The organism is Falsiroseomonas sp., from assembly GCF_051859025.1.
Classification (GTDB): domain Bacteria; phylum Pseudomonadota; class Alphaproteobacteria; order Acetobacterales; family Acetobacteraceae; genus Falsiroseomonas.
The window spans coordinates 268,929-282,677 of sequence record NZ_JBHYGL010000038.1 but is presented as its reverse complement, the minus strand read 5'-3'; the positions used below and the strand labels follow the sequence as shown (position 1 = coordinate 282,677).

14 protein-coding genes are annotated in these 13,749 nt (G+C 72.0%); 4 read left to right on the top strand and 10 right to left on the bottom strand.

Translation table 11 applies throughout. The features are described from left to right. Nucleotides 1-98: 98 nt before the first annotated feature. The 9 genes from ACTIE5_RS25960 to ACTIE5_RS25920 form a co-directional block, all read right to left on the bottom strand. Nucleotides 99-1,136, bottom strand: a complete 1,038-nt coding sequence (locus ACTIE5_RS25960; protein ID WP_439552637.1) for a PdxA family dehydrogenase — start codon at nt 1,134-1,136, stop codon at nt 99-101. Further along, nucleotides 1,133-1,459 (bottom strand): non-heme iron oxygenase ferredoxin subunit, encoded by a 327-nt coding sequence (locus ACTIE5_RS25955; protein ID WP_439552636.1) that lies wholly within the window; start codon nt 1,457-1,459, stop codon nt 1,133-1,135. Before ACTIE5_RS25955 ends, ACTIE5_RS25960 begins: the two co-directional genes overlap by 4 nt. Before the next feature lie 13 nt (nt 1,460-1,472). Then, nucleotides 1,473-2,438 (bottom strand): Bug family tripartite tricarboxylate transporter substrate binding protein, encoded by a 966-nt coding sequence (locus tag ACTIE5_RS25950; RefSeq protein WP_439552635.1) that lies wholly within the window; start codon nt 2,436-2,438, stop codon nt 1,473-1,475. 55 nt (nt 2,439-2,493) lie between these two features. Next, nucleotides 2,494-3,705 (bottom strand): NAD(P)/FAD-dependent oxidoreductase, encoded by a 1,212-nt coding sequence (locus tag ACTIE5_RS25945; protein ID WP_439552634.1) that lies wholly within the window; start codon nt 3,703-3,705, stop codon nt 2,494-2,496. Further along, nucleotides 3,702-4,178, bottom strand: a complete 477-nt coding sequence (locus ACTIE5_RS25940) for a hypothetical protein (RefSeq protein ID WP_439552633.1) — start codon at nt 4,176-4,178, stop codon at nt 3,702-3,704. The genes ACTIE5_RS25945 and ACTIE5_RS25940 overlap by 4 nt, the downstream gene beginning before the upstream one ends. Next, nucleotides 4,178-5,464: a Rieske 2Fe-2S domain-containing protein gene (locus tag ACTIE5_RS25935; RefSeq protein ID WP_439552632.1), complete on the bottom strand. Its 1,287-nt coding sequence runs from the start codon at nt 5,462-5,464 to the stop codon at nt 4,178-4,180. The genes ACTIE5_RS25940 and ACTIE5_RS25935 overlap by 1 nt, the downstream gene beginning before the upstream one ends. A 65-nt stretch (nt 5,465-5,529) precedes the next feature. After that, a complete protein-coding gene (locus tag ACTIE5_RS25930; RefSeq protein ID WP_439552631.1) occupies nt 5,530-6,459 on the bottom strand; it encodes a dihydroorotate dehydrogenase in 930 nt (309 codons plus the stop codon). Continuing rightward, complete coding sequence (locus ACTIE5_RS25925) at nt 6,453-7,265, bottom strand: dihydroorotate dehydrogenase electron transfer subunit (protein ID WP_439552630.1); 813 nt, start codon at nt 7,263-7,265, stop codon at nt 6,453-6,455. Before ACTIE5_RS25925 ends, ACTIE5_RS25930 begins: the two co-directional genes overlap by 7 nt. A 58-nt stretch (nt 7,266-7,323) precedes the next feature. After that, nucleotides 7,324-8,358 carry an ornithine cyclodeaminase family protein gene (locus ACTIE5_RS25920; RefSeq protein ID WP_439552629.1) on the bottom strand — a complete coding sequence of 345 codons (1,035 nt, stop codon included), beginning with the start codon at nt 8,356-8,358 and terminating at the stop codon, nt 7,324-7,326. 106 nt (nt 8,359-8,464) lie between these two features. On the opposite strand from ACTIE5_RS25920, the gene ACTIE5_RS25915 reads away from it, so the two are divergent. Genes ACTIE5_RS25915 through ACTIE5_RS25905 form a run of 3 tightly spaced genes read left to right on the top strand, consistent with a single transcriptional unit; the run spans nt 8,465 to nt 11,481 of the window. Then, nucleotides 8,465-9,754: a Zn-dependent hydrolase gene (locus ACTIE5_RS25915; RefSeq protein WP_439552628.1), complete on the top strand. Its 1,290-nt coding sequence runs from the start codon at nt 8,465-8,467 to the stop codon at nt 9,752-9,754. 1 nt (nt 9,755) lies between these two features. After that, on the top strand, nt 9,756-10,430 hold the full coding sequence (locus ACTIE5_RS25910; protein ID WP_439552627.1) for an orotate phosphoribosyltransferase: 675 nt from the start codon (nt 9,756-9,758) through the stop codon (nt 10,428-10,430). Nucleotide 10,431: 1 nt separating this feature from the next. Beyond that, on the top strand, nt 10,432-11,481 hold the full coding sequence (locus tag ACTIE5_RS25905) for a ring-opening amidohydrolase (protein ID WP_439552626.1): 1,050 nt from the start codon (nt 10,432-10,434) through the stop codon (nt 11,479-11,481). Here the strand turns inward: ACTIE5_RS25905 and ACTIE5_RS25900 are convergent. Further along, nucleotides 11,468-12,682, bottom strand: coding sequence for an amidase (locus ACTIE5_RS25900; protein ID WP_439552625.1), 1,215 nt, complete (start codon nt 12,680-12,682; stop codon nt 11,468-11,470). The two genes, ACTIE5_RS25905 and ACTIE5_RS25900, sit on opposite strands and share 14 nt — an antisense overlap. A gap of 93 nt (nt 12,683-12,775) precedes the next feature. On the opposite strand from ACTIE5_RS25900, the gene ACTIE5_RS25895 reads away from it, so the two are divergent. Continuing rightward, on the top strand, nt 12,776-13,738 hold the full coding sequence (locus ACTIE5_RS25895) for a Bug family tripartite tricarboxylate transporter substrate binding protein (protein ID WP_439552624.1): 963 nt from the start codon (nt 12,776-12,778) through the stop codon (nt 13,736-13,738). The last annotated feature ends 11 nt before the right edge of the window (nt 13,739-13,749 follow it).

Genomic DNA, 13,749 nt, shown 5'->3' with positions numbered 1-13,749 from the left:
CTGGGGTCCAGGGGCCCGCTGGCCCCTGGCGGGGTGAGGTCTGGAGAGGGGCCGGCGGCCCCTCTCCAGGAGCCATCAGCGCAGGCCCGGGACCGCCCTCACCCCGCCCCGCACAGCCGCGCCACGGCTTCGATCATGGCGGTCGGGTTCGCCTGGCCGCGGCCGGCGATGTCGTGGCCGGAGCCGTGGGCGACGGAGGAGAACAGGACGGGGGCGCCGATGGTGAGGCCGGCGGTGCGGTGGGGAGCGACCATTTTCGCGGCGATGTGCCCTTGGTCGTGCAGCATGACGGTGAAGGCGTCGTAGCCCGATTTGTGGAACATCGTGTCGGCGCCGAAGGGGCCGTCCACGGTGGCGCCGGCCGCGCGGGCGGCGGCGATGGCGGGGGTGGTGATCGTGTCGTCTTCGCTGCCGAACAACCCGCCTTCGCCGGCATGGGGGTTGAGGCCGCCGACGGCGATGCGGGGCCTGGCGATGCCGAGGCGCTTGAGGGCGCTGTCGGCGGCGAGGATGGCGGCGGTGATGCGATCCTGCGTCAGCAGTTGCAGCGCGCGGGCGACGGGGACGTGCAGCGTGATGTGGACGATGCGCGTGGTGTCGAAGCAGAGCATGAGGAAGACGTCTTCCTCCGCCATGCCGCATTGGCGGGCGACGAAGGTGGGGTAGCCGTCGAAGGCGATGCCTGCGGCGGCGATGGCGGTCTGGTTCATGGGTGCCGCGAGCACGGCATGGACCTGGCCGGCGCGGGCGGCGGCGATGGCGGATGCGGCGCTGTCGAGGGAGGCGCGGCCGTTCTGCGCGGTGACGCTGCCGAGGGTGAATTCACCGGGCGCGAAGTGCTGGCGGGGCAGGATATCGACCGTGTCGGGCACGGCTTCCGCGTGGTCCGCGCTGGCGTGTTCGACCAGGCGGGCGGTGATGCCGGCGGTGGCGGCGTGATGCGCGATGACGCCGGGATCACCGACCAGGATGGGGCGGCACAATTCGCGCGTGCGCGGGTGCAGCGCGGTCTTGAGGGCAAGTTCGGGGCCGATGCCGGCGGGGTCGCCGAGCGCAATCGCGAGAACTGGAAGCTGTCCTCCCGGCCGATTCAGACCTCCGGGCCCTTCGGCCCTCCGTTCATCGGACGGGTTCATACCGCGTAATGCCCCGCCTTGGGGTCGATGCAGATCTGCCCATCCTGGATCACCACGTCCCAGACGCGCACGGGATCGATGCAGGGGGCGGCGGTGGCGGCGCCGGTGCGGATGGCGAAGCGGCCCTGGTGGAAGTCGCATTCGACTTCCTCATTCTCGATGAAGCCATCGCCGAGGTTGCCCGGCCCGTGGGTGCAGGTGTTGTCGAGCACGAAGAACTCGCCGCCCAGGTTGAAGACGGCGAAGGCGCCTTCGGGCGTGTCCACGCGCTGGCCCTCTCCGTCGGCGATGGCGGTGGTGGCGATGAGGGGCAGGAGCGGCATGGGCAGGGCTTTCCTAGTCGGCGCGGACGCCGGCGGCGCGGGCGATGGGGGCCCAGCGCGCCGTCTCGGTTTCGATGAAGCGGGTGTATTCGGCGGCGGTCATGGATACAGCCTCCGTCGCATCGGCTTCCAGCCTGTCGCGGATGCGGGGCAGCGCCATGGCGCGCACGACTTCCCGGTTCAGGCGTTCGGTGATGGGCGCGGGCAGGCCGGCGGGGCCGGAAAGGCCGAACCAGGTCATGGCGGAGAGTTCGGGAAAACCCTGTTCGCTGAAGGTGGCGATGTCCGGGAAGCTGCGGGCGCGCGTCGGTGTGGTCAGCGCGAGGGCGCGCACCGTGCCGCCGCGGATGGCGCCGGCGGCGGAGGAGAGGGTGATGGACCCCGCCGGCACGCTGCCGCCGATGATGTCGCCCATGGCCGCGCCGGCGCCGCGATAGGGGATGTGGTCCATCTCGAACCGTCCGGCATTCATGAAGGCGATGCCGAAGAGGTGGCCATGGGTGCCCGCACCTGGCGACCCGAAGGCGAAGCGCTGGCCGCCGCGGGCCAGCGCCACGAATTCCGCCAGGTTCCGCGCCGGGACATTGTTGTTGACGATGAAGACCGTGGGCGGGCCGCCGAGGAACGCGATGTGGGTGAAGTCGCGCACCGGATCGAAGCCGGCCGCGCTGTTGATGGCGGGCGCCACGACATGGCTCGCGATGCCGGAGATGACGAAGCTGTAGCCATCCGGCGCGGCGCGGGCGACGGCCAGGGAGCCGAGGACACCGCCGGCGCCGGGGCGGTTCTCCACCACCACGGACTGGCCGAGCGCGGTCTGGAGTTCCTGCGCCACCAGGCGGCCGAGCGTGTCCGCGCTGCCGCCCGGCGCGAAGGGGGCGGTGATGCGGATGGGACGGTTGGGCCAGCCATCCTGCGCGCGGGCGGGGATGGCGGCGGTGGCGAGCGCGGTTGAAAGCAGCGCGCGGCGGCTGGGCATGGAACGTTTCTCCTCGGTGCCGCCACGCCCTCCATGGGGCGCGGTCTGGCCGTGTTCAGCGTAGCAGGGTGCGAAGATCGGTGGCGGGGTCCGCCAGGCGGGCGGGGTCCGGGCGGGCGCCGGCGGCGATCAGGCGGCGGGCGACGGCCATGGCCTTGTTGTCGCCGAGCGTCGCGGCGCCGACCAGGCGGCCATCGGGGGCGATGTGCCAGGTGGATTCGGTCGGGCTGGCGCGCAGGATTTCCTGGCCCTCCTGCGGCAGGCCCTCCACCAGCAGGCGCGTGCCGTGCTGGTCGGACCAGAAGCCGGGGACATCGTCATAATCGGCGAGCGTCGGATCGAGCAGCGCGGCGGCGGCGTGGCGGGCATGGGCTTCCGCATGGCGCCAGCTTTCCTGGCGGAGCGTGAGGCCGAAGCGCGGCAGGGGATGGCGGGCGACGTCGCCGATGGCGAGCACGTCCGGATCATCCAGGCTGCGGGCATGGCCATCGACCAGGATGCCGTCCTGGGTGCGGAGACCCGCGGCGGCGGCCAGGCCATCATCAGGGGCGGCGCCGATGCCCAGCACGATCCCATCGGCCTCGATCCGTTCGCCATTGCCCAGCGTCGCGATGATGCCGGCGCCGGCCCAATCCACGGCGATGACGCCGGTGCCGAGATGGATTTCCACGCCGCGGGCGCGATGCAGGGCCAGCAGGCGGTCCGCGATCAGAGGCGGGCAGCCGCGGGGCATCAGGCGGGGCGCCATCTCCACCACGATGGGATGGGCGCCGAGGCCGGCGGCGGTGGCCGCGACCTCCAGCCCGATGACGCCGCCGCCGATCAGCAGGATGCGGCGGCCGGGGGTGAGGATGGCGCGAAGGGCCGCGGCGTCTTCCAGGTTGCGCAGCGCGAAGACGGGCAGATCCGGGTCCGTCAGCGCGGCCAGGCGGCGCGGGCGGGCGCCGGTGGCGATGACCAGCGTGTCATAGGGGATGGGTGCGGCGCCGCCGGCGGGCTGGACGCGCTTCGCGGCGCGGTCGATGGCTTCGGCGCGGACGCCTTCAAGGATGTCGATGCCGAGGCCCGCCCAGTCGAGCGGGATGCGCGTGCTGTCGGGCGCGGCCTTGCCGGCCAGCACATCCTTCGACAGCGGCGGGCGTTCGTAGGGGGCATGGGGTTCCTCGGCCAGCATGGTGATGCGGGCGTCGCTGCCGCCCTTGCGCAGGGCTTCGGCGCAGCGGCCGCCGGCCTGGCCGCCGCCGATGATCACCACATGCCGGTTCACGCGCGCAGGGCTTCCAGCATGGCGGCGATGTAGTCCGTGCCATCGGCCAGGACGAGCATGGTGGCGTGCGGGCGCAGCACGGCCAGGCTGCGTTCCAGCGCGGCGGGATCGGCATCCCCGCTGTCCAGCACCACGGCGGCGATCATGCGGCCCCTTGCCTGCGCGGCTTCCGCGACGATGGCGGCGGCGCGGGCATCGGCGCCGGCGGTGGCGACCAGCAGGACCAGGCTTGCCTCAGTCACCGCCCGTACCAGGGCCCGCGTGCGGTCGGGGAGTTCGGCGAGCCAGTCGCCGCCCTCATCCAGGTCAACGAAGATCGCGCGTTGCCAGCCGGCATCGCGCAGTTCGGCCAGCGTGGCGGCGGCGGCGGGGTCGAGCGGGATGATCGCTGTCGTGCGCGGCAGCGAATTGGGCTTGGCGACGCGGAAGCGGGATTCCGCCGCCGTCGTCGCGCGGGCCGATTGGGATTCCATCAGACGGAGGATTGCTTCACGCCCTCGCGGACCTTCAGGTCCTCGGCGGCGGCGTCCTTGAAGGCCTGGTCCGGCGGCAGGATGACGGCGGCCGAGCGCACGCGCTGGTGCGCCGCATCGCGGCCCGGCGGCAGCACGCCCTTTTCCGCCAGCGCCTTCGCCGCGCGCACCAGGCGGTGGCGGGCCATGATGATGCCGTTGTCGGTGGAGACCAGGTTCTCCTTCGTGCGGTCGACGATGGGGCCCATGCTTTCCTGGAGCGAGGCATCCTGCATGGCGATGCCGGCCACACCCGAATAGGTATCGCCCCGCTTCTGCGCGGCGCGGTCCATCAGGTAGTCGTTGTCCTTGTTGGCCGCCGGGCGGTAGGTGCCGGGGACGTAGGTGACGTGGATGCCGTGGCCATCCAGCATCGCCTGGCGTTCATGGTCCGTCAGCGCACGGGTCGGGTGGTAGTCGAAGGACCAGGCCCAGCAATTCTCGTCGTCGATGGGAATCCAGAAATGGCCATGGACGGGGTGGTCGCCGCGGGGCGGCACCATGGTGAAGCTCGGCATCACCCAGGGCGTGATGCGCCAGTAGTACTTTCCATCCTCGGCATTGCGGCGGGCGCCGATATAGAGGCCTCCCGGTGCTTCCACGACCTCGAAGACCGGCTTCGCGTCCTTCAGATTGTACTGGTTGCCCTTGGCGCCCTTGAAGAGCGGGTCCGTGTTCAGCGCGCCGCGATGCAGCCAGGAGACGTGGGAGCTGTCGATGCCGCCTTCCATCGCCTGCAGCCAGTTGCATTCCTGCAGTCGCTTGCTGGTGAAGGTCTGGGCGGGGGCGACCTTGGCGAATTCCCATTCCGGCAGCGGCGGCTCGCTCTCCTCTGGGCCCATATAGGCCCAGAGGATGTCGCCGATTTTCACCAGCTTGTAGCCGGTCAGCTTGATCTTCTGGCAGAAGCCGTTCTCGGCGGGCTCGGACGGGACCTCCACGCATTGCCCGGTCACGTCGTATTTCCAGCCGTGATAGGGGCAGCGGATGCCGCCATCCTCGTTCCGGCCGAACCAGAGCGAGACGCCGCGATGGGCGCAGAATTCGTCGATCAGACCGTAGCGGCCCTCACTGTCCCGCACCGCCAGCAGGCGTTCGGAGAGCAGCTTGATGCGGACAGGCGGGCAGCCGTCTTCCGGCAGTTCCTCGGCCAGCAGCGCGGGAATCCAGTAGGAGCGGAAGAGCTGGCCCATGGGCGTGCCGGGGCCGGTGCGGGTGACGAGCTCGTTCTGCTCCTGGCGCAGCATGGGCGTTATTCCTTCGAGGACTAAGCACTATCAGGGGCAGCGGGCGGGCGGTGTCAAGACAGCGCCTATTCGGCGGCGATGCGCCCCTGCCCGGGCAGCGCCAGGCCCGTGAGGTCCGCGCTGCGGGTGAAACCGCGGCGCGTGCAGAAATCCCGCAGCCCGTCGATCACCTGCGTCATGGCCGTCGGGCTGATGAAGCTGGCGGTGCCCACCTGCACGGCGGTGGCGCCGGCCATCATGAACTCCACCGCATCCTCGGCATTGGCAATGCCGCCGACGCCGATCACGGGGATGCGCAGGGCCTGGGCGCATTGCCACACCAGGCGCAGCGCGATGGGCTTGAAGGCGGGGCCGGAGAAGCCGCCCATCCCGGCGCCGAGCTTCGGCGTGGCCTTATCGATATCGATGGCGAGGCCGAGGATGGTGTTGGCGACCACCACGGCATCCGCGCCCGCCGCCTCCACCGCCCGCGCCACCGCCGCGATGTCGCCGGTATTGGGCGACAGCTTGGCCCAGATCGGCAATGCGCAGCGCGCCCGCATGGCGGCGATGGCGGCGGCGGCGCTGTCCGGGAACATGGCGAAGGCGCGGCCATCTTCCTCAAGGTTGGGGCAGGAGATGTTGGCCTCGATGGCCGTGATGCCGGGGGTCTCGGCCAGGCGCGCGGCGGCATCGGCGAAGGCGGCGTTGGTGCCGGCGGAGAGGGAGACGATGAGCGGCGCGCGGAAGCGGCGCCATTCCGGGATGGTGTGCGCGATGAAGTAGTCGAGGCCCTTGCCGGGGATGCCGATGGAATTGAGGATTCCCGCCTCCGTCTCGCACAGCCTGGGTAGGGCGTTGCCGGCGCGGGGTTCCGGCGTGACGGATTTCGTCACCAGCGCGCCCAGCACATCAAGGTCGAAGACCTGCGCGAGTTCGGGGCCGAAGGTGCCCGACGCCGGCATGACCGGGTTCGCCAGCGTGACGGCGCCGATGCGGGTCGTGAGGTCTACCATGCCAGCGCGGCCTGGAGGTCGAAGACCGGGCCCTCGGCGCAGACGCGGAGGTTCACGGTTTCCCCATCCGGCGCGCGGATCGGCCGGACGCAGCAGAAGCACATGCCAAGCCCGCAGCCCATCTGCTGTTCCAGCGCGATCTGGCCGGGGATGGCGTATTCGGCGGAAAGCCGTTGCAGCAGCAGGAACAATCGGTTCGATCCGCAAGTGAAGACGGCATCGGGGCGAGACGTGTCGAAGCGGGCGCGCAGCAGCTTTTCGACCGGGGCGATGTCGCTGCTGCCGTCACTGTCGAAGACCGCCGTGACCGCGGCGCCCGATTGGCCGGCGAATTCCCCGGCCATCAGATCAGCGGGATCGCGGGCGGAGAGCACGCAATCCACCGCGATGCCGAGCCGCGCCGCCGCATCCGTCAGCGGCGCCAGCGTGGCGAGGCCGACCCCGCGCGCGAGGATCAGGATGCGGCGCCAGTCGGGGTGCAGGGCAAAACCCTGGCCAAGCGGGCCGACCACCGAAAGCCGGTCGCCCGCACGCAGCGCCGCCAGCGCCGCGGTGCCCCTGCCCTTCACATGAAACAGGAAGCCGAGCGCCTCATCCGGCCCGCAGCGCCAGATGCTCATCGGGCGTCGCAGATAGGGACCATTGCCGCCGCCATCGCGGCAGAGCAGGTGGAAGAACTGGCCGGGGCGGCTGGCCGCCGACAGATCCGGCGCATCCAGGCGCAGGCGATGGTAGCGGCGCCCGACGGCGGCGCTTTCGATCACCAACGCTGCGCGTTCGGCCACCGGGAAGGGCGCCAGGTCCATGCTCGGCCCTGCTGGTTCAAGGCCTGGATGTTCTAGCGCGGGGTGGCGAAGTCAAGCCTCAGCGCAGGATGGCGCGATTCCGGCGGGGTGTCGGGCCGCGGAGCTGGGGGTTCGCGGGCTCGCCGAGGTTGACCCGGATGCCGAGGCGACGGAGGCGCGCCTTGCGCCAGGCCAGCGCCGCCAGCGCCAGGTCGCCGATCGCCATGCCCTGGATGATGGCGACGATGTTCTCCGAATCGCCGGTGCGGCCGGGCTTCGCGCCGCCGACGATCTGCCCCACATCGGCGTCGAGCCGCGCGGTGACCGCCTCCGCCGTATGGGCACCACTCGCGATCCAGGCGCCGACATTGCCGATGGTCAGGGCGAAGACGAGGTCGTCCACCACGAAGCGGTTCGCCCAGCCCAGCAGGTCCGCGTGCAGTTCGATGTCGCCGAGGCCGATGACGGTCGCGCCGGGCTTGACCATGGAGGCGTCGAGGAAGGTCTCGGTCGCGGCGGTGATGGTGATGACGATGTCGGCATCGCGCACGGCATCGGCGACGGAGGGCGCGGCGTGGAGCTTGAGCGTCAGGTCCGTGGGCGCCTTGGCGACGAATTCCTCCACCGCCTCCGTCCGTCGGGCCGCGACATGGAGGTCCGTGATCCCGGGCAGCGCGGCGGCGAGGCAGGCGGGGAGATGGGCGGCGATGCGCCCGGCGCCGATCAGCGCGGCGGTTGTCGCGCCCGGGCGGGCCAGCAGCTTCGCGGCCAGCGCGCCGGTGGCGGCCGTGCGCAGGCAATGCAGCCAGTATTCATCCATCATCGCCAGCGGCCTGCCCGTGGCGCTGTCCGCCAGCCAGAACCAGTCCCGCGCCGCTTCCGGCGCATCCGCGATCATCCGGAAGCCCGCGAGGCTGGCGCCCGGCAGCACGGCGCCCTTCACCTTGAACGTCGCGCCTTGGCCCTTGAGACCCAGGGCGGGGGGCGTGGAGAGCACCTGGCGATGGGTGGCGTAGTCCCGCCAGGCATCCTCGATGGCATCCAGGGCCTCCTGCGGCGTGACGAGGCCATTGGCTTCGCCGCTGCGGAGGATGAGGAACTCGTCGTTGTCCATGGAGCGCCCGGTCCGGTGTGGCTGTGATGGTGGGTCGCCAGGGAGGCGGCGCCAAGGGGCGCCCCCTGTTCTTGCCCAGATCGGCGCGGCGCGCCAGCATCCCCCGATGGACACGCCCCTTCCCGCCATCGCGCCCGACCTCGCCACCATGGCGCGCGGGCTGTTCGATGCGCTGCGGGCGGCGCATTTCGACGGCACCGGCATCACGCGGGAGACCTATGGCGGGGGCGAGACCGCGGCGATGCGGCGGGTGGAGGCGATCGCGCGCGCGGCCGGGCTGGATTGCGCCTGGGATGCGGCGGCGAACCTTCGCATCACGCTGGCGGGGACCGATCCCTCCCTGCCCGCTTCGGCCTGTGGATCGCACCTCGACAGCGTGCCGCAGGGGGGCAATTTCGACGGCGCGGCGGGGGTGATCGCGGGGCTGCTGGCGCTGCTGGGCGCGCAACGCCTGGGGCCCCGGGCGCGCAGCCTGGTGCTGTTCGTGATGCGGGGGGAGGAAAGCGCCTGGTATGGCCGGCCCTATCTCGGCTCCTCCGCCCTGTTCGGGCTGTTCGACCCCGCCTGGATGGACCTGCCCTGCCTGCAGGACCCCGCGCTGACCCTGCGCGCGGCCATGGCGCGGGAGGGGGCGGATGTGGACGCCGTCGCGGCCGGCACCAGGCTGGTCGACCCCGCCGGCCTGTCCCACTTCGTGGAACTGCATATCGAACAGGGGCCGGTGATGGTGGCGCGCGGCGTGCCCGTCGGCCTCGTCTCCGGCATCCGCGGCAACCACCGGCATCCCCATGCGAAGGCGGTGGGGGAGGCCGCGCATTCCGGCGCGGTGCCGCGCTGGCTGCGGCGGGATGCGGTGCTGGCGACGGCGGATTTCGCCATGCGGCTCGACGCCACCTGGCGCAACGCGCTGGAACGTGGCGAGGATCTGGTGATGACCTTCGGCATCCTGGCCACGGACCCATCGGTGCATGCGATGACGCGCGTGCCGGGGGAGGCGCGCTTCACGCTGGAATACCGGTCCGAGAGCGAGCGCACGCTCAAGGATTTCCAGGCGCTGGCGGAGGCCGAGGTACTGGAGATCGCGCGGGAGCGGCGGGTGCGGATCGACCTCGGCCTGCCGGTGCGGACACCGCCCGCGGTGATGGACGGGCGGCTGCTGGCGCTGGCCAGGCAGCTATGCGGGGCGGGCGGAATGCCGCATGAGGTGCTGGCGAGCGGCGCGGGGCATGATGCCGCGATCTTCGCCAATGCGGGCGTGCCTTCCGCCATGGTCTTCGTGCGCAACGAGCATGGCAGCCACAACCCGCGGGAAGCGATGGAGTTCAACGATTTCCTCAAGGGGGCCGCTGTCTTGCAGGCGATCCTCCTGGCGGGCGCGGAAGCGGTGGGACGGTAACATGGACCAGGACGCAATCGCGCGGCGCACGGCGCAGGCGCTGCTGGATACGCGGGCGATCCTGCTGCGGCCGGACCGGCCCTTCATGCTGTCCTCCGGCTGGGCGGCGCCGGTCTACCTCGACATCCCGCGCGCGCTGTCCTTCCCGCTGGCGCGGCGCGCGCTGCTGGAAGGGGCGGAGGCGCGCATCCTGGCCGAGGTCGGCCATGCCGGCTTCGATGCGGTGGCGGCGACGGAACAGGGCGGCATCGCCCTCGGCGCCATGCTGGCCGAACGCTTTCACCTGCCCTTCGTCGTGGTGCGGCGACGGGCGCAGGGCTTCGGCGCGGATGCGCATATCGAGGGCGCGCTGCGGCCGGGGTCTCGCGTGCTGCTGGTCAGTGACGTGACCACGGATGGCCGCAGCAAGGGGGCCTATTGCCGCGCGCTGGAACGCGCGGGGATGGAAGTCGCGCGCATCTTCGTGCTGTTCAAATGGGGCATCTTCGATCGCGTGGTGACGGATGCCGGCGCCGGGCTTTTCGCGCTGGCGGATTGGAACGATGTGGTGCAGGCGGCGGAAGCGCGGGGCGCGATGCCGGCGGGGGATCTGGCGGAGCTGCGCCGCTACCTCGCCGATCCCGTCGCCTGGTCCTCGGCGCATGGCGGGATCGCCGCGCCAGACTGGAAGGAATGACATGACCGTCCTGCTGCGGACCTATGACATGGAGGGCCCCGGCGATGCGCGGGGCCTGGCGAAGGCGCTGGCCGAATTGCCGCCGGGGCGCATCCGGCGGATCGCCGTGCTGGGCAAGACGGAGGGGACGGCGACGCTGAACGACTTCTCCCGCGACCTCGCCTTGGCCGCGACGCAGGCGGTGCTGGGCGACCGCGCGGCGACGCTGATTTTCTCCACGGGGTGCGAGGGCGTGATCACGCCGCATGGCACCTTGATGGTGGAGATGGAGACGCCGCGCGATCCCGCCGGGCCGGCGCGGCTGGCGCTGGGCGTGGCGGCGACGGCGCCGATCCCGGTGGAGGATTATGGCGGGCGCGGGCACGCCCTGGCGGTGGCGGCAGCCGTCACGCGCGCCATGGAGGATGCGGGGGCCACTCCCGACCAGGTGGCGCTGGTGCTGGTGAAGAGCCCGGTGCTGCCGCGGCGATATCTGGCGACGCTGCCGCCGGAACGCGCGGCTCGGGCGGGGTCCACGCCGACCTCGCGCGCGGTGGCGGCACTCGGCGCCGGGATCGCGCTGGGGGAGGTTGCCGAGGACCGCGTGACGGATGCGACGATCCTGCGCGATGGGTCGCTGCACAGCCGGCGCGTGATGGCCTTCTCCGGCACCGAGCTTTCGCATTGCGAGGTGATCCTGCTGGCGAATGTGCCGGGCGCGGGCGGCGACCTGGTGATGGCGACGGAACCGCTTTCCGACATCATCGACGCGCCGGCGCTGATGCGCCTGGCGCGGCGGGTGGGCCTGGCGCGGGATGCCGATGGGCTGTTCACGACGAGCGCGCCGGAAGCGCTGCTGCTGAAGGTGGGCGTCCGGCCCGGCGGCGCGCTGCGCGGGCGAAGGACAACGGTCTTCGAGAGCGAACTGGACCCGGACAAGCACATGCGGCCGGTCGCCTCCGGCATGGTCGGCGCCATCTTCGGGACGACGCGGGTGTTCATCAGCGGCGGGTCCGAACAGCAGGCGCCGGTGGGGGGCGGGCTTGCCGCGATGGTGGTCAGGGCAGGCTAGGCGCCGGCGGCAGCGCGGCCTCCACCCGCGCGGCCAGGGCCAGCAACGCGGCATCATCGCCGGGCGCGGCCAGCAGATGCAGGCCGAAGGGGACACGCTCCCTCGGGTAGAGCCCGGCGGGGAGCGTGATGGCCGGGGCGCCGGCGGCATTCGCGGTGCGGACGAAGAGGGAGCGCGCGGGGTCGAGCGGGATGGGCGTGCCGTCCATGTCCACCGTCTCGGCCTCGATCGGCGGCGCGGCGAAGGGCCAGGTGGGGGTGGCGATGGCGCCGCCTTCCTTCAGCGCGTCGCGCAGCGCCCCCCGCAGCGCCTGGGTGAAGGCAGCGCAGGTGGCGCGGGCCTGGTCGACCGCGGCGGGGTCGAGGGCGCGATACGCCGCGCGGCGCGCGACCAGGCGGGGGCCGATGGGGGCGTCCTCCGGCAGCGTCGTCAGGAAGGCGCCGCCCTCGGCGAGGGAGATCAGGCCGCAGGCGGCGTCGGCTTCGCGCCAGAGGGGGATCTCGGCCTCGATGATGTCGATGCCGGCCTCGCGGCACTGCGCCAACGCGGCGGCGAACAGGGTGCGGGTGGCGGCATCGGCGCCGGTCGCGACCAGTTGCGCGGGGACCAGCAGGCGCGGCGTGGCGTGGCCCCCGGGTGTAGGCGCGGGCGTGCCCAGCACGGCGGCGGCGCGGGCCAGGGTGGCGACATCGCGGGCGATGAGGCCGAGCGTGTCGAGGCTCGGCGCGGCTTGCGTGACGCCGGCGTAGTCCCAGGCATGCAGGCTCGGCTTGAAGCCGACCACGCCGCCATGCAGCGCGGGGTTGCGCACCGATCCGCCGCTATCGGTGCCGAGGCCGAGCACGGCCTGGCCGAGTGCCACCGCGACTCCGCTGCCGGTGGAGGACCCACCAGCGGTGCGGGCGATGTCCCAGGGGTTGAGGCCCATCGGTTCCGCCGGGTTGTCGGGGGCGTACATCGCCATCTCCGACAGCGTGGTCATCCCCACCACCACGGCGCCGGCGGCCTTGAGGCGCGCGACGCATGCGGCATCTTCGGTGGCGATTCGGCGGGCGAAGACGGCGCTGCCCTCCGTCCAGGGCAGGCCGGCGACCGGGATGTTGCCCTTTACCGCGAGCGTCACGCCGTGGAGCGGGCCAGGCGCGGGCGCGGCGGGACGATCGACGATGTGGGAGAAGGCGCGGAAGCGGGAGAGGTGCATCGGCGCAGCATGGGGGTGATGCCGGAGATGGGGAAGATGGACGTGGGCGCGGGGAGCGCTAGCCTGGGGACGAGGACCAGAGGGACAGGGACGATGATTCGACGCAGGACGATGCTGGGGGCGGCGCTGGCGCTGCCGGCGATGGGGGCGCGGGCGCAGGGGGCCTGGCCGCAGCGGGCGATCCGGCTGGTCGTGCCCTTCGGCGTCGGCGGCACGGCCGACATCTTCACCAGGCTGGTGGGGCAGCGGCTGCAGGAGAATCTGGGCCAGGCGGTGGTGATCGAGAACCGCACCGGCGCGGCGGGCACCATCGGCACGGACAACGTCGCGAAATCCCCGCCCGATGGCTACAGCTGGATCGTCTGCACCAACACGCAGACGGCGAACGAGACGCTGATGCCCGGCCGGCCCTACGACCTGCTGCGCGATTTCGCGCCGGCGGCGTCGCTGAACATCATGCACCACGCGGTGGTGGTGCATCCCTCGCTGGCCGTGAACTCGATCGCCGAGCTGATCGCCTACGCCCGCGCCAATCCCGGGCGGCTCGATTTCGGGTCGCCCGGCATCGGGTCCGGCCACCATCTGGCGGCGGAGGTCTTCAAATCCCAGGCCGGGATCGAGATGCAGCACGTGCCCTTCCGCAGCAGCGACCAGGTGCGGACGGCCGTCGTGGCGGGGCAGGTGCCGCTGTGCTTCGACCCGATCCCATCCATGCTGGAGACGATCCGCACGGGCCGCGTGCGCTGCATCGGCACCACGGGGCCCCGGCCGAATGCGGTGCTGCCGGGGGTGGGCACGGTGGCGGAGGTGCTGCCGGGCTATGAGCAATCCGTCTGGGTCGGGCTGCTGGCCCCCGCCCGCACGCCGGCGCCGATCCTGGAGCGGATGCAGGTGGAGGTAGGCAGGATCCTTGCGGAGCCGGCCATCCAGGACCAGCAGGCGCGGACGGGCGCGCAGGTGATGCCGATGCCGGTGGCGGAATTCGCGGCCTTCGTGCGGCGGGACGTGGAGCAGCACCGGGAATGGATCCGGGCGGCGCGCATCCAGCCGATCTGAGAGGCTTGCCC